This is a genomic window from Zavarzinella sp. (assembly GCA_041399155.1).
GTDB lineage: Bacteria > Planctomycetota > Planctomycetia > Gemmatales > Gemmataceae > JAWKTI01.
Map to the genome: position 1 here is coordinate 746,433 of JAWKTI010000002.1, position 15,366 is coordinate 761,798.

Genomic DNA, 15,366 nt, shown 5'->3' on the forward strand with positions numbered 1-15,366 from the left:
ATCAATTACGATAATCTTGCGAAAGAAGCATTTTACAGCGCCCGCCCGGTGGGCAACAGCATTCGCCAAAATCTGCCACTTGTATGTGGGGGAATGGGGAATTGTTCAGAGGCAGAACTGCTGGCAGAGACGAAACACCACGACCGTCACTTCACTCTTCCACGCCATTTTCGGTGGATAGCTCGGCCTGTTTCAGCACCAACTGAGTGGCATCTTCGGAAAGATCCGGTGGGTAACCATACATTGCCAGCAAGCGCCGAACTTTGCGACGCAGATCCGCACGCACGTTTTCGCGTTTGGTCCAGTCCAGTTTGGGCATTTTTTTCACAATTTCTGCCAGTTCGCGTGCCATCAGCCGAAGTTGATCCGACTTCATAATTTCTTTGGCGGAACCGTTCTCTGCCAGTGCATCGTAAAAGGCCACTTCGTCTGCATTCAGGCCTAAATCCTGGCCGTGGTTCTTCACCTCTCGCACCCACTTGGCCAACTCCAGCAACTGCGAAATCATCTCTGCCGTGGTAATCTGCTTGTTGGTGTAGCCCAACATTGCCTTTTCCAGTGCCTCGCGGAATTTCTGGGACTGCACCAGGTTGGTGCGTTCGCTGATCTTAATCTGATCATTTAACAACTTTCGAAGTGTTTCCAAGGCCAGGTTCTTTTGTTCCAACGCACGGACACGTTCCAAAAATTCATCAGACAAAATATCTAATCTGGATTTCTGAGGAAAACCGCTGGCAGCAAACAGGTCAATCACATCACCTGCTTCCACGGTACCACCCAATACCTGGCGAACGGCAAGGTCAACATCGCTGGTACCATGACTGCTGTCCGTGGGGCCACGTTCCTCTGCAAGAAACTTGCGAGCCATCACCTCCACACGCTGAAAAAATGCCAGGTGGGGAGTAATTTCCACTGTTTCCTGCCGTGGAACTGCTAAGGCATACGCCCGGGAGAGGCGTTTCACCATCCCACGAAACCGTTTCCAGCCTGTTTCTTCTCCGATTGTTTGGTCAGGGCTAAACACATGGTCAACTGCCCACCGATACACTTGCAGAATCTGCCGAAAGTCCTTTTCCAGTGCTTCCAGGTAATTAAACCCGTGGAAAAAATTCTGCAACTGCTCGTAAGCGGTCATCATCGCGGGAATCGCTTCATCCTGCAGTTCTTTAATTGGCTTATCTGTGGCACCAGTGGCATTTGCATACGTATTCAGCGCATCGGCCAGGGGATCAGCAATGCCAATCAGGTCAACAATCAGCCCGCCTGGTTTATCGCCATAAACACGGTTAACGCGGGCAATTGCCTGCATTAAATTGTGTCCACCTAGTGGTTTATCAAGATACATCGTGTGGGCACAAGGCACATCAAACCCGGTCAGCCACATATCGACCACAATTGCCAACCGAAAAGCGTCTGCGGGATCTTTGAAGCGGTCTGCCAGGGCCGCGCGTTGGGATTTTGTGTACTGGTGCTGCAAGAGGGGGCCAGTATCGTTTGACCCACTGGTCATAATTACTTTCAAAACACCTTTATCTGCAGCAGCATCGTGCCACGCAGGCCGAATTTTAATAATTTCCTCATAAAGTCGGGCAGCGATATCACGGCTCATCGTCACAATCATCGCTTTCCCTTCCATTGCGGTGCGGCGTTGTTCCCAATGTTCCACAATGAACTTCGCCACCCGCACCAGCCGTTCCGGTGCACCTACCAGTGCTTCCACAGGTATCCGCACATCTTCCGTGCTTTCGCCGTTTTCATCTACTTCGGCAACTTTGGCAATCTGGCGTTCTGCTTCCTCCAATCCTTTGCGGTCAATCGTCAGTTTCACAATTCGCGGTTCGTAATAGATCGGTACCGTGGCACCATCTTCCACCGCCTGACGAATATCGTATTTATCGGCATAGTCACCAAATACTTGCCTCGTGGTGGTATCGGTGTGCACTAACGGAGTGCCCGTAAAACCAACAAAGGTCGCATTCGGCAGGGCATCACGCATCCAGCGAGCACCACCTTCCACAAAACCATACTGGCTGCGGTGGGCTTCATCGGCCATCACCACAATATTCGCGCGTTCGCTGATCTTGCCGTGCGATTCAGTAAACTTGTGCATCGTGGTGAAAATGACTCCGCCACTGGCTCGGTCGAGCAGGTCCCGTAAATGGTCGCGGCTATTTGCCTGAATGGGATCTTGCCGTAACAGTCCGCGGCCCATTGCAAAGGTATCAAACAGTTGATCATCCAGATCGTTGCGGTCGGTGACAATCAGCACCGTAGGGTTGGCCATTTCGGCAGCCCGCACCAGAGTGCCTGCCAGCATCAACATGGTCAGGCTTTTGCCGGAACCCTGGGTATGCCAGATTACCCCACCGCATTTTCCCGTCATTGCAGCATTATTCTGCTGACGTTTTGTCAACACCGGCTGGAAGCCGGTGCCACTATTCACACCCGTGCTGTTTACCGTGGCAGCGGCATCTTGCCGCTGATTGACTGCCAACACCGGCTGGAAGCCGGTGCCACTATTCACACCCGTGCTGTTTACCGTGGCAGCGGCATCTTGCCGCTGATTGTCTGCCAACACCGGCTGGAAGCCGGTGCCACTTTCAGTCACAATCGCCATGATATCAGGCGCAGACCCTACCCACCTCCAATCAGTCAGCCCTGCCTTTCTTGGATTATCCAACACATAACAGATTGCGTGTTCCAGATCATCGACATCACGAATAATGTGGTCATAAGACTCTTTCTGCCAGAAAACACCTTTCCTCGCAAGTTGACGATTTGCTTCAGTACCCGTGAACGATTTCCATGAATGGGTAATTTCCGAAAGTGAGTTGCCTGGGTTTGGTTTCACAACGACATGTACATGGTTAGGCATGACACACCATGCGAGTAGTCGATAACGGACTCCATCAAAATGTTTCAGTGATCGTTCAACTAGTTCAGCGATTTCTGGCTGTTGCATCCAGCACTTGCCATTACCAACGTCAAGATGGCTTTCAATTTTCTCAGAGTATAACTGGTCGATTCTGCGCTCTTCTTCTTGCGTTAGCTGCCTGTTCATCTCAATAGAACGATTGACGATTGCATCACGTTCTTTTTTCCAGGCTAACAGGACGGACTGCGGGAGAGAATCTCCAAGCCGGAATGTAACAGCGTAAACAGCGCCCTCGCGTGTCCAGTGCGGAAGATATGCGCCTTGTCGAATTTGAATACCCGTGGCATCTTGCCGCTGAACTACTGCCAACACCGGCTGGAAGCCGGTGCCACTTTTTATACCTGTGGCAGCGGCATCTTGCCGCTGATTGTCTGCCAAAACAGCTGCAATAATCTGCTTTCGGGCATTTCGCACGGCCCGGAACTGGTGATAGCCTGCAATTTTCTTCACAATGTTACCGCGGGCGTCTTCTTCAAACGCCACACAGGACACCAGATAATCCAGCAACGCTGTGGGATGAAGCAATTCTTTAATCAATGCTTCCAGTGTGGGTTCACCACCGGCGGCAGGTCGCCAGGGGGTAAAGCGTTGCTTGCCACTGGTAATACTGCCCACGCGGGTCAGCAGGCCATCACTCACTACCAGCAGCAAATTAGGGATAAACAGTTCGGGCACGGCTGTCTTGTAGCGTTCCAACTGATCAATCGCACTGTTCAGGTCGGCGGTGGCGTTTGCGGGGTCTTTTAATTCAATAATCACCAGCGGCAGGCCATTCACAAACAGAATCAGGTCGGGGCGAATCGTTTTGCCGTTGGCCGATTGAATACTAAGCTGCTGCACAACCAATAGTTCATTATTTTCTGGCTGATCGTGGTCAAGCAAACGTGCCAGACCGCCGCGCAGTTCCCCGGTGCGGCTGTCTTTGTATTCCACTGGTGCCCCAGCAGTCAGCAGTTGGTACAACCAGCGATTATTTTCAACCAACGTGGGGTGCGGTGGGCGGGAAAGCGAATTGACCACTGCCGTAACAATTTCATCTGGCAAATGGGGGTTCAGTTGTTGGATGGCTGCTTTTGCACGTGCCACCAGAATCGTGCTGGTGGGGCTGGCCCGTTCCTGGCGATCATCCAGCGCGGTGCCAGTGCTGATCTGGTTGGCAAATGCCTGAAAATGGTCGAGTGCCAGGGCTTCTACGGCGGCTTCGGCATGGGCTTTCATGGTGCTCTCCGCTGGTGGCACGCCTCATTGTGTGACACCGTGACTGTCCATTTTATCAAGTGCGGCCTTCACCCGCACCTTGCCTGAGAGTAATCGGGGCAGCAGATAATCGCGAAGTTCGGCAAGTTTGCGGGATTCTTGATGTTGTTGTTCTCGAAGCAGGAAGAGCGGAATTACTATTTCCGAAAACGCATGACGAATGCTTGGAGCTGCAATTACTACTGGTGCGTTGATAAAATCTTGAGGGCGAATTCTTTGGTGGCTATTCGATGTACCCGATGCGCCTTGCGTCAAAATATCCCGGAAGGCATCCTGTGAAAGCTGGCACCAAACTAACTCACGAGTCCAGCCAGTATTCGGAACAAGAACAAGAAATTCAGTGGAAGAAATCTGACGAACTTCGCCCGGAAGTGGCGGCAGCCAAATTCGCGGTATACGTGGATTCAACTTAGAAAAAAGAACACATCCGGGCACGACACTAAACTTATTGCTCATGATGGTGCCGCCCAGTTCACTAACAGGATTAGCACTAGCGTCATAAGCAGGAATACTGAAATGTTCGAACGTTTCATCAGCGTGTGCCTGTGGCTTAACCTGCTGTTTGGACAAAGTAACAGCATCGCCCAACGTACCCACCTCCCAGCCCTCCGGGATGGGGCCGAGGGGGGAATCGACAAACTGCGTGGGCAGGGTGGCGAAGGTTTCAGCAGGCATCCCCGGAAAGCTGGTCGCACCGGCGGCTTTGGCCTTGACTGGTTCGAAGTCCACAAACCACGCCTTGAATACCGCCCGCGCCAACTCCTCCAACTTCTTCCCAGTCTTGCGATTCTGCTCAATCTTGTCGTCGAGGTGCTTAACCACCCGCGTGATCTCCGATCGATTTGGCTCGGGAGCAAGGAGAATTGGCAAACGGCGAACGTCTCGGAGATTCAGCGTTGCTTGCACGGTAGTCGTTGCCCAGCCACGCATGAGCGATTGGAGCTCCGACGAGCCAAGGCACATTGCTACCCAGTTGGGATCGATGCCGTCGCGCAGCGGGATCACTGCGACTGCCCTCGCCACATTCCATCCTGCGAGCGACGGCGGCACTACTGCGTATTCCCCTAGAGTTCCAACCAACGATAGAAGAAGTTCACCGCCGCGTAGTCGAGTGCGCCGATATTCAGCTTCGATTTTAGCAGACACGCGCATTGCGTCATCTGTCAACAGTCTGCCACCGCGGATGTTGTTAACGCGAACAATCGGAACACCACCAACTTCGTGATTACCAGGTTGTACGATTCCGTACGAGATGCCGCGCTCTTCGTCCAACAATTCATCTAGACGAGCGCACTCCCATCCAGACGGCACGACTATCTCAAGAGCTTCCGATTTCTCATTCGACATGGTTAAGGGACCTCAGCGTTGCGCGGATTGTCTGAGCCAATCGCTCCCCCTCGGTCAAACACTCCTCCAACTCCTCTACCAGGCGTGGATATTTTTCGGCAAATGGTTCTGCATCTTCTTCCAACTCTTCCGCACCGACATAGCGGCCTGGAGTCAGCACGTGCCCATGTTTGGCGATCTCTTCAATCGTGGCAGGTTTGGCAAAGCCAGGAATTGGTTCAAACTTCCACGTGGCAGCGGCATCCTGCCGCTGTTTTTTCTTGCTCTTGTTCACCGGCTGGAAGCCGGTGCCACGGTAATCATCCCACCATTCCGGTGCTGCTTCACCACGCCATTGGCGATAGGCATAGATAATCCGGCCCACGTCCGAATCGGGCAGCGGATCACTGGTTCCGGGCACACATTCCGTATCCTCAATCCCGGTTAAAACTCTTAAAACGCGAGTTTGCAGGGTTCCCAGTTTGCGGGCATCAATAAAGAGCGTTTCCCCTTTGCGGCCTTGCTTGCGGTTGGGTGTGCCCTTGCGGACATTCTTGCCCGTTTTATCACGCGTTACAAACCAGAGGCAGGCTGGTATACCAGTGGTTAAAAACAATTGAGGAGGCAAAGCCACAATACAATCCACCAGATCGGCTTCCACAATCTTGCGGCGAATCTCACCTTCCCCACCCGTATTGGAAGATAACGAGCCATTGGCCATCACAAAGCCAGCAGTTCCGCCACCACGACCATTGGGATAAGCCAGATGATAGATAAAGTGTTGAATCCAGGCATAGTTCGCGTTACCAACAGGTGGATCGCCAAAAACCCAGCGTTTATCCCCACGTAACAGTTCGCCGGACCAGTCCGATACGTTAAAGGGAGGATTGGCAATCACGAAATCTGCTTTTAAGTCAACATGTTGATTGCGCAACATGGTATCGGCAGGTTGTTCACCCAGTTTCGCTTCTATACCATTGATCGCCAGGTTCATATGGGCCAGACGCCAGGTGTTAGGGTTCGATTCCTGCCCAAAAATCGAAATATCGGTCTGTTGTCCGTTGTGTGCTTTCACAAACTTTTCACTTTGCACAAACATGCCACCAGAACCACAACAGGGGTCGTAGACACGGCCATCGAATGGTTCGAGCATTTCCACCAGCACCCTCACGACGGAACGCGGCGTGTAAAACTCACCCCCTAACCTACCTTCCGCAAGTGCAAACTTGCCCAAAAAGTATTCATAAACACGCCCCAGCGTATCGCGGGCAATGTTACTATTCTGCTTGAAGCCAATATTCGCAATGATTTCATTGATCAGCTTCGTCATTTTCTGTGGTTCGATGCCACGACGGGCATAATCACGAGGCAGTTTCCCTTTCAATTTGGGATTGTCGCGTTCTACTGCCAGAATCGCATCGTCAATCAGCGTGGCAATTTCTGGACGGGTCGCCTGGCTCAGTAAGTGCTGCCAGCGGGCTTCGGGTGGCACCCAAAAGACATTTTCGGCGGCGTATTCATCGCGAGATTCCAACAGTCGTTCTAACTGCACCCCTTTGATGCCATCTTTTTCCAGTTCTTGTTTGAGAGTTTCGCGGCGATAGTCAAAACTGTCGGAAATGTATTTCAGGAAGAGCAAACCCAGCACCACGTGCTTATATTCGGCAGCGTCAATCTGCCCACGCAGGGTATCTGCGGCCTTCCATAGCGATTCTGCAAAGGCAAGGTCGCTGTTGTTGGTCTCTTTCTCTGCCATTTGGGCTCCTGAGTGTGCTTAAACATGTGGCAGCGGCATCCTGCCGCTGATTAATTATTCACACCGGCTGGAAGCCAGTGCCACTTTTCACATCTCCCGTGGCAGCGGCATCCTGCCGCTGATCTTCTTCCAACACCGGCTGGAAGCCGGTGCCACGTTTCCCACGCACCGGAATATTTCTTACCGGTCTGCTTTTGTACACTTTCGGCAGTTTGCTGTCAAACAATTCGCCCATTATGTCTCCAACAGCATTACTAATCATTAATTTCTTATCGGTAAATGATATGTAGTTCATTTGATGCCCCCGCATTACCCATCTGGCACTGGTCTTTGCAGTTTTCATGAAATCGGCTAAACTGTTTACTGGTCGGTATTTAGGGGTATCAAATGTCACGTTGGTCGCTGAGTTGGTTGCTTGCCATTCCTTTTGCGGTGCTCTGTTTTGCTACCCTGACGCTGACCGCACCTCGAAATCGCGATAAAGACTATCAACTGGTACGCACCTTCGTTGATGTGCTGAACGAAGTCGACCAGCATTACGTGCGGCCACTGAACGACGAGCAAAAACGTGCGTTAGTCGAAGACATGATCAACGAGGGGCTGGGCAAACTGGACCCCTATTCCGGGTACATGAACGATAAAGAATTGAAGCGATTTGAGACCCAGACAGAAGGAAATTTTGGTGGAGTCGGAATTCAGATCACGCAGGACCTGAAAACGGGCCTGTTGATGGTGACCAGTCCGATGCCAGGCACGCCAGCATTCGATGCAGGAATCCAGGCGGGAGATTTTATATTAAAAATTGATGATAAATCTGCTGAAGGGATTACGATTGATGAAGCACTACCCTTGATTACCGGCGAACCGGGCACCAAGGTGAATCTGACCGTGGTCAGCGAAGGCGATAAAAAGGAACGCACCGTCACCCTGACGCGGGCAAAAATATCGGTGAAAACTGTTTATGGATACGAAAGACTGCCCAACGATCTGGCGAAATGGAACTGGTTCGTCGATCGTCAGAACGGAATTGGGTATATTCGCGTACTGCAGTTTACCGATCCCACATTGGATGATTTGAAACAGGCGATTGAGGAACTGGAAAAAGCGGGTGCAAAAGCCCTGATTCTCGATTTGCGTGGGAATCCCGGTGGGCTGTTGACCAGTGCCATTGATGTGAGCGATCTGTTTTTGACCAAAGGCAAAATTGTCAGCACCAAAGACCGCAACGGCCGTGGTCGGTCGTGGGATGCCAAAGAAAGTGATACCATGTTCGAACCCGCCAATGAACGCCCCATGGTGGTGCTGGTTGATCGCATGAGTGCCAGTGCCAGTGAAATTGTTTCTGCCGCACTGCAGGACAATAACCGTGCCATCGTGGTGGGGGAACGTTCTTATGGGAAAGGATCGGTGCAGAAGATTATTCGGCTGAACAGCGAACCACCCACTGCAGTAAAATTGACCACTGATACTTATTGGCGTCCCAGTGAAAAAAATATCCACCGCTACCCCGATATGAAAGAAACCGATGAGTGGGGTGTAAGTCCAAATGAAGGTTTTCTCATCGAAATGGATTCGGAGGAACGTCTGGGTTACCTTCGCTATCAGCGTGCCAAAGATATCGTGCAGAAAAATAACAAGGTGGATGTGCCCCACTTTACCGATCGCGTGCTTGAACTGGCCCAGAAGCACCTGCGGGAAAAACTGGGTGTGAAGTAGTTCAATGTGATCATGAGAAATAATTCATTTGTTGCGGCGACGGTTAATTAGGAAATCTTCATGGATCTGGAATCAACGGCTCCCACAACGGTGTTGTTAGTGGACGATCAGGCGATCGTGGGGGAGACGATTCGTTCCATGCTGGCAGATATTCCGCAGATCGATTTTCATTTTTGTGCCGATCCGGCTCAGGCAATCCCCACTGCCAACCAGGTGCGGCCACAAGTAATCCTGCAGGACCTGGTGATGCCCGACATTGATGGGTTGCAACTGGTGAAATATTACCGCGTCAACCCCACCACGCGGGACACTCCCATGATCGTGCTGTCCAGTAAAGAGGATGCCACGGTGAAAGCCAAGGCGTTTTCACTGGGTGCCAACGACTATCTGGTAAAAATCCCTGACCGTCTGGAACTGGTCGCACGTGTCAAATATCATGCGGCGGCTTTTCGCAGCAAACAGGAACGCGATCTGGCTTTTCAGCAACTGGCCGTTGCGGAAAAGAAGATGGCCGACGAACTGGCCCAGGCAGCACGCTACGTGCGGTCGTTGTTGCCCCCACCACAGAACGAACCGATCCCCGTTCGTTGGAAATTTGTGCCTTCCAGTCAGCTAGCTGGTGATATGTTTGGCTATTTCTGGCTAAACGAAGACCAGTTTGCGATTTACCTGCTCGATGTCAGTGGGCACGGGGTTGGGTCCGCACTGCTGGCGGTTTCGGCAGGAAATGTGATATCGAATCACTCGCTGCAGGATACCGATTTCTCCCAGCCCGGCGAAGTGCTTCGGCGCTTGAATGATGTTTTCCAGATGGAAAAGCAAAATGAGAAATACTTCACCATTTGGTATGGCGTGTACACGGTTTCGACACGAGTATTAAAGTTTTCTAATGGCGGACACCCACTGCCATTGGTGCTGCAAGGCCCCACGATGGGGGAAGCAAAGATGGCACCCTTTGGCAAAACCAGTTTCGCTGTGGGGATGATCCCTGATTGGGATTTTCCCACCGAAGAAATGGTGCTGGATCCTTATGCAAAAATCTGGGTCTTCAGTGATGGGGTATTTGAAATCGAACGGCCTGATGGCAGTATGTGGAACTACAATGAGTTCGCCGATTATTTGACAAACGGCTCCAGCGAACTGCAAGCTGATCTGATGGAAAAATTGTTTCTCCATGTCAAGGAAATGTCCCACGCACCCACATTGAACGACGATTTTTCAATTTTGGAAGTTACTTTTCCAGGCAATTGACATCTGTTTGAAAGCCAGACAACTGTTTCGGCGTTAATTCCTGTAATGCCAAGAGTTTTTTCGGCTATTTTCTGAATTGTTTAAGCATGGCAATTGAATCTGCAGGAAACACGCAAACTTGAACGTATTTCGCGAATTTTTGTTGAAATCCGGCGGCTGAATAAGTTAAAAGATACTTGCCCATCTGAGAAACAATGATTGTACAGGTACTCATCCATGATTTACTCTCTCAAGTTGTTGGTTAGTTTTTTGAAGAAGGAAGATGGCCCCACTGCTGTAGAATTTGCCATTATGCTGGCATTAATCGCGGCAGTGTGCGTTGGGGTGGTCAGCACGCTCGGGACTGGTCAGCAGGTGATTCACCCATAACTGGGCGAATGCTTCTTGTCTGGACTTGACAGGATTTGCGATCAAGGGTACAATACCCTACATGTGGTTGAAACTGCTAGCACCGTTCCTGATTGTGGGGGTTATCGCCCTGCCTCTGCGGTGCTGCTGCATTCAGGCCATGTTATTTGCAGAAAACCATGCAGTTTCGCACCCGCAGTGCTGTGTGGTGCCTACACCAGCACCGGTTCTCCCGGAGTGCTGTGCCTGCTGCAAATCGGAATTGTCAACAACCGTTGCAACTGATGTTGCACCGTCTCATCCAGCACCTGCCACCCCGCATCAGTGTCCACTGTGTATTAATCCTGCTCACGATGTTGTTGTTCTGACAGATCATTCCAATTTGGAACTTTCTGTCGCAGCTATTTCGTTCCAGAATTATCTCCAGCTAACTGATCTAAAAGGTCCCGGACCTCGAAACCAATTCTCGAAAACCATTTCCACCAAAGACCGGATGCTGAAACAGCACCACCGGTTAACCTGTTAGCAGCTCATTTGTTAGTGGTTCTGATTGTTATTTGATTGTTGATTTTTAACTAACAAATGAGGAAAATCTCATGAAAGCGATTGCGTTTATTGTTTCTACGTTCATTCTGGCTTCTTTGGGCACCACTGTCCGTGCTGCTGAAAAACCCACTTGTGTGGAAACTTGTTTGAAATGTTCGGAAATGTGTGCGGATTGTGCAATTTGTTGTAAAGACAATCCAAAGTGCGTTTGTTCCAAGACTTGCGTTGCCTGCTCTGCCATGTGCAAGCTCTGTGCGGAATCGGTGAAAGCGAAGGCACCCAATTCCAAAGAAATCTGTGCAGTGTGCGAAAAAGTATGTATTGCCTGTGCAGCTGATTGTGAACGATGCACTGGGGCTTGCTGCAAGGAATGTGCAGCGATGTGCCTGAAATGTGCTGAAGCGTGCAAAGCATACCACACCAGCAAGTAAAGGATTGACTCCCTGAAATTAGGTTGCTTCGTTCGAACTGACAGTGCCTGATGAAATTCACCACAAAATTGTCAGTTCATTCAACGTGGGTGCCGCAACAACCGTTTGCAGGCACCTTTTTTATTCAACTGAACATTATGAACTGGCCCAGGGAATATCAACGCGGGCATTCAGTGGGTTGGCTTGCACGTATTGTTCAATCAGTTCGCGGCTGGCCGGATCGGGTTCCGTTTTCGGCACCAGCACTTTAAACAGCAAATATTGATCCCCACCTGCGATGCCAAAGCCGGGAATCCGCAGTCGGCTGCCACCAGAGGTGCCTGGTTTGATTTTCACATCAATCCGTTTACCGCTGATGGTGGGCACCTCCACCTTGCCACCAAGAATCGCCTCTCCCACTGAAATGGGCACTTCCAGCAGAATATCTTTCCCTTCCCGTTTGAAATATGGGTGGGGATCGATCAGAATGCGAACCAGAATATCCTCACCATTACCACCCTGACCGGCGAGACGAAGTTTTTTGCCATGTTCAAAGCCTGCCGGCACTTTCAGATCGATTTTCCGAGTTCCCACAGCTAAGGCCAGGGTGCCACCCGTAGCTGCCGTCAGAAACGGCACGTGGGCCTCTACTTCGATCGCACTGGGTGCGGCTCGTCGCTGGCGACCTTTGGTACGAGATTTGCCTCCACCAAATGCCGAAAAAAGGTCTTCCGGAGCAGCAGTTCCGCCCCCACCTCCACCGAACATGCGAAAAAGCTCTTCAGCCATTTCCGGTGGGATCTGGCCATCCCCACCACCTCCTTGAGTGAAAAACGGGTGGCTGCCTGCACTTCCACCAGCACCCGGCATGAAACCGGGGCCAACTTCCCCATATTGATCGTAAATGGCCCGCTTCTGCGGGTCACTGAGTGTGGTGTGGGCCTTCTGTATATCCTTAAACTTGCTTTCCGCTGCGGCATCCCCGGGATTTCGATCCGGGTGAAACTTCCGCGAAAGTTTACGAAATGCCTTATCAATCTCTTCTTGAGAGGCTGTTTTGCTAATCCCGAGAATATCGTAATAATCTTGTGCCATAGCAATATTTTAGAGAAACCCACGCAACAAAAGTTTCGCAATTTTAATCCTGTTAATATACGCACCGTTAACTTTGCCCGACATATGGAATTGTGGCTTAAGATGAAAAGAATTTCAGAAACTGGCGTGCTGAAAAATTGCCTGGCACATATGATATGAAGAAGTTTCTAGCAAATATTCTGGCATGGAACCACTCGATAAATCAGGTTCGCTGGCCGAGGTGGCTGCAAAACTGGGTATTGGTCATTACCAACGCCACGTTTTTCTGTGCACCGGCGAAGCGTGCTGCCCCGCAGAAACGGGACTTGCTGCCTGGGAAGTTCTGAAAAAAGAATTAAAAGATCGCAACCTTTCGCTCAGCACTGGGCCGAATGCCTGTTATCGCACGAAGGCGGGCTGTCTGCGGGTTTGCCAGCAAGGTCCGATTGCGGTGGTGTATCCGGAAGGTGTCTGGTACCACAGCATGACAGCGGAACGTATCCCACTGCTGGTGCAAAAGCATCTGGTGGAAGGGGAAGTGCTGGAAGAATTCCAATTTGCTACTAACCCACTCAATTCCGACTCGATTTCACACGAAGGAGAATTTCGCAATGGCGAAAAAGATGTATGACGATGACGTAGAGTTTCCGGGAATCGTCAAAATTGCCTGCTATATCTGGATTGTCTTCGGCCTGATTGCGATTGCCCAGGGGATTATGTTTCTGGCAATGCCCTCGGACAATTTGAAAAAAGACGAACTGAACTACAACTATCCTGGATTAGTCGGTGCGTTGTTGATTGGCATCTGCTTTGCCGTAACGGGTTTGCAGTTACTGACTGGAAAAGTCCTTGAAATTGTGGGTGCTGCTGTCGGTTCTTTGTTTATTGGACTGTTGATGTTGGGCCTCAGTGGGCTGGTGGCAAATTATGATGCACTGACGCTGGCAATTCCTGGCTTTATCGCTGGCCTGGGCCTGATTGTTGCTGGTGTCATGGTTATCATGGGTCGTTCGCAGTTCATGGCCTGGAAACGAGCGAAGAAAAAACGAAAACAACGAGCTGTTGATGAGGATGATGACGATGATCGCCCACGTCGACGTAAGCCACCGCGTCGTAGAGATGACGATGATGAGGAAGAGGAACGCCCGCGACGCCGCAAACCACGTCGCGATGAAGACGATGATTGATGCGGGTGCAATAACCGCTTAAGCTCGCCGAAAAGTCCATTCTTGTTGGGAATATTTTTCGTTGAGTAACTTTTCAGCTTCTGATTCCACTTCCGGTGGGATCGCCTCTGCTCTGCAGTCCCACCATAATCGCAGCTTTTCTGCAAAATCGGTGGGCTCAATCGGATGATTAATGAGAAAACTTTCATGAGGGCGATTCCCACGGTACGTGGGTTGTCGCTCTGGTGCGTTTAAGTATCTGGAAATAGCCTCGAGAGGAAAGCGATACAAAATTGTCCCATGGTGCAGCACGTGGTGCCGTTTCCGCTGTTGGGCATTGCCAGAAATTTTGACTTTTCGTGCTACAGCACGATCCGAAACGGCCAGATCAGAGATTCCTTGCAGTTCAATCGTTTGCGTATCTCCCAACAGGGCAGCTACTTGCGTCAAAATCCAGTCGTAGGAACTCTTCACTTCACGCAGAGCTGGATGGCGTTCATATGCCAGAATAAGGCTGAATTGCAGGCAACCTGGGCCAATCAGTACCGTCCCGCCTCCACTGGCACGACGAAAAATCGGCACATTGTCAGTGGTGCAAACCTCCTGATTCACATCAATGGCTACAGACCCACCTGCACCCAATACAACCGCCAGGTACGGTGCCTCCCAGATTCGGATTGATTCGCCAAGAAGGCCGTTTTCAGCACCCCAGAGCAGGGCTTCGTCCATGGCCAATTGCCACCCCACATCTGGTGCGGGGAAATCAATCCAACCTGGCCTGTTTAACTGCTGCATCGACTTCCTTCTGAAAAACTATCAATAATACACTTGGGTCACCAAGCTGGCTCGTTGCGTGTTGCCGCAATTTTATTTTGTCCAGCACATTATGGACTACTTCAATCTCTCCAGCAGTCCCTTTCGCTTGACTAAATTCTTGTAATCCCACTGAATCTCAATCGCTTTTTTCAGCCAGCGTCGAAGATCTTCGATGTTAATTTCCGAAACATCTTTAAAGAAGGCTGATGCATCTTTAAACTTTTTCCCCAGGATATTCAGGCCATTTTCATAAAAATCGGCACCGCTCCAGAACATCAGGCGGATGCCTGGTTTCTGGCTGCTGTAACCTACAGTTGGATTTCCATCCAGGAACCAGACGGGGTGTGCGTGCCAGATTTTGCTTTCCGAACCAGGCAGGTTGTTCTCGATTTCCGAAGCCAGCATGTCACATACTTCTTTGTGCTTTGCTTGCTGTCTCGCGTTGTAGTTCCGTATCTCTGGGATCATTTTCCGCCCAACCTCCAAATCATCGGATCTTTTTCTGCTACTATACAGGCAGAATTGGTCTCAATCGACTTTCGGTGCCACTACTGCGGGGCCAAAAGTTGCATCAAACTGAAAAACAATGACATTCGTGCAATCGTCAGTGTTCCACGTGGAAAATTTTCGATATTCGTATGAATGTTAAACTGTTGAAAATTCCATTGTTATTGGGCTGCTATGTTGACCGCTGGTATATAATAAAACACCTACCTACGTTCGCGTTTTGACGTAAATCCGTTGAAGTGAATCACTTCCGGAAAA

Annotated in this window: 13 protein-coding genes; 5 read left to right on the forward strand and 8 right to left on the reverse strand. The window is 50.6% G+C overall.

The window, feature by feature from the left end; genetic code table 11:
• Positions 1-151: 151 nt before the first annotated feature.
• From R3B84_13090 to R3B84_13105, 4 genes are read right to left on the reverse strand one after another with little or no spacing between them, the layout of a single operon-like run.
• Positions 152-4,153 carry an HsdR family type I site-specific deoxyribonuclease gene (locus R3B84_13090; protein ID MEZ6141501.1) on the reverse strand — a complete coding sequence of 1,334 codons (4,002 nt, stop codon included), beginning with the start codon at positions 4,151-4,153 and terminating at the stop codon, positions 152-154.
• Between the two features lie 24 nt (positions 4,154-4,177).
• Positions 4,178-5,539 (reverse strand): hypothetical protein, encoded by a 1,362-nt coding sequence (locus tag R3B84_13095; protein ID MEZ6141502.1) that lies wholly within the window; start codon positions 5,537-5,539, stop codon positions 4,178-4,180.
• Positions 5,529-7,274, reverse strand: a complete 1,746-nt coding sequence (locus tag R3B84_13100) for a class I SAM-dependent DNA methyltransferase (protein ID MEZ6141503.1) — start codon at positions 7,272-7,274, stop codon at positions 5,529-5,531. Before R3B84_13100 ends, R3B84_13095 begins: the two co-directional genes overlap by 11 nt.
• Positions 7,275-7,332: 58 nt before the next feature.
• Positions 7,333-7,509 (reverse strand): hypothetical protein, encoded by a 177-nt coding sequence (locus R3B84_13105; GenBank protein ID MEZ6141504.1) that lies wholly within the window; start codon positions 7,507-7,509, stop codon positions 7,333-7,335.
• A gap of 152 nt (positions 7,510-7,661) precedes the next feature.
• Between R3B84_13105 and R3B84_13110 the strand changes: the two genes are divergently transcribed.
• From R3B84_13110 to R3B84_13120, 3 genes are all read left to right on the forward strand, one after another.
• Positions 7,662-8,990, forward strand: a complete 1,329-nt coding sequence (locus tag R3B84_13110; protein MEZ6141505.1) for a S41 family peptidase — start codon at positions 7,662-7,664, stop codon at positions 8,988-8,990.
• A gap of 60 nt (positions 8,991-9,050) precedes the next feature.
• A complete protein-coding gene (locus R3B84_13115; GenBank protein ID MEZ6141506.1) occupies positions 9,051-10,241 on the forward strand; it encodes a SpoIIE family protein phosphatase in 1,191 nt (396 codons plus the stop codon).
• Between the two features lie 216 nt (positions 10,242-10,457).
• Entirely contained in the window at positions 10,458-10,610 is a 153-nt protein-coding gene (locus R3B84_13120; protein ID MEZ6141507.1) for a Flp family type IVb pilin, read from the forward strand.
• Positions 10,611-11,160: 550 nt separating this feature from the next.
• Here the strand turns inward: R3B84_13120 and R3B84_13125 are convergent.
• A complete protein-coding gene (locus R3B84_13125; protein MEZ6141508.1) occupies positions 11,161-11,376 on the reverse strand; it encodes a hypothetical protein in 216 nt (71 codons plus the stop codon).
• A gap of 325 nt (positions 11,377-11,701) precedes the next feature.
• Entirely contained in the window at positions 11,702-12,640 is a 939-nt protein-coding gene (locus R3B84_13130) for a J domain-containing protein (GenBank protein ID MEZ6141509.1), read from the reverse strand.
• Between the two features lie 184 nt (positions 12,641-12,824).
• Between R3B84_13130 and R3B84_13135 the strand changes: the two genes are divergently transcribed.
• Both R3B84_13135 and R3B84_13140 read left to right on the forward strand, forming a co-directional pair.
• Positions 12,825-13,250, forward strand: coding sequence for a hypothetical protein (locus R3B84_13135; protein ID MEZ6141510.1), 426 nt, complete (start codon positions 12,825-12,827; stop codon positions 13,248-13,250).
• Positions 13,231-13,806 (forward strand): hypothetical protein, encoded by a 576-nt coding sequence (locus tag R3B84_13140; protein MEZ6141511.1) that lies wholly within the window; start codon positions 13,231-13,233, stop codon positions 13,804-13,806. Before R3B84_13135 ends, R3B84_13140 begins: the two co-directional genes overlap by 20 nt.
• A gap of 18 nt (positions 13,807-13,824) precedes the next feature.
• Here the strand turns inward: R3B84_13140 and R3B84_13145 are convergent, their stop codons facing one another.
• Together R3B84_13145 and R3B84_13150 are read right to left on the reverse strand one after the other, a co-directional pair.
• The gene (locus R3B84_13145) at positions 13,825-14,580 is read right to left on the reverse strand and encodes a lipoate--protein ligase family protein (GenBank protein ID MEZ6141512.1); all 756 of its coding nucleotides are present in this window, start codon (positions 14,578-14,580) and stop codon (positions 13,825-13,827) included.
• Between the two features lie 96 nt (positions 14,581-14,676).
• Entirely contained in the window at positions 14,677-15,069 is a 393-nt protein-coding gene (locus R3B84_13150; protein MEZ6141513.1) for a DUF1801 domain-containing protein, read from the reverse strand.
• Positions 15,070-15,366: the final 297 nt, after the last annotated feature.

Bases quoted from the DNA above. Each gene is read 5' to 3' on its own strand.
- R3B84_13115 (MEZ6141506.1), top strand. From the start codon at position 9,051: ATGGATCTGGAATCAACGGCTCCCACAACGGTGTTGTTAGTGGACGAT.
- R3B84_13130 (MEZ6141509.1), bottom strand. From the start codon at position 12,640: ATGGCACAAGATTATTACGATATTCTCGGGATTAGCAAAACAGCCTCT.
- R3B84_13140 (MEZ6141511.1), top strand. From the start codon at position 13,231: ATGGCGAAAAAGATGTATGACGATGACGTAGAGTTTCCGGGAATCGTC.
- R3B84_13105 (MEZ6141504.1), bottom strand. From the start codon at position 7,509: ATGGGCGAATTGTTTGACAGCAAACTGCCGAAAGTGTACAAAAGCAGA.
- R3B84_13150 (MEZ6141513.1), bottom strand. From the start codon at position 15,069: ATGATCCCAGAGATACGGAACTACAACGCGAGACAGCAAGCAAAGCAC.
- R3B84_13090 (MEZ6141501.1), bottom strand. From the start codon at position 4,153: ATGAAAGCCCATGCCGAAGCCGCCGTAGAAGCCCTGGCACTCGACCAT.
- R3B84_13135 (MEZ6141510.1), top strand. From the start codon at position 12,825: ATGGAACCACTCGATAAATCAGGTTCGCTGGCCGAGGTGGCTGCAAAA.
- R3B84_13110 (MEZ6141505.1), top strand. From the start codon at position 7,662: ATGTCACGTTGGTCGCTGAGTTGGTTGCTTGCCATTCCTTTTGCGGTG.
- R3B84_13145 (MEZ6141512.1), bottom strand. From the start codon at position 14,580: ATGCAGCAGTTAAACAGGCCAGGTTGGATTGATTTCCCCGCACCAGAT.
- R3B84_13095 (MEZ6141502.1), bottom strand. From the start codon at position 5,539: ATGTCGAATGAGAAATCGGAAGCTCTTGAGATAGTCGTGCCGTCTGGA.
- R3B84_13100 (MEZ6141503.1), bottom strand. From the start codon at position 7,274: ATGGCAGAGAAAGAGACCAACAACAGCGACCTTGCCTTTGCAGAATCG.
- R3B84_13125 (MEZ6141508.1), bottom strand. From the start codon at position 11,376: ATGGCAGAGCAGGCAACGCAAGTCTTGGAACAAACGCACTTTGGATTG.
- R3B84_13120 (MEZ6141507.1), top strand. From the start codon at position 10,458: ATGATTTACTCTCTCAAGTTGTTGGTTAGTTTTTTGAAGAAGGAAGAT.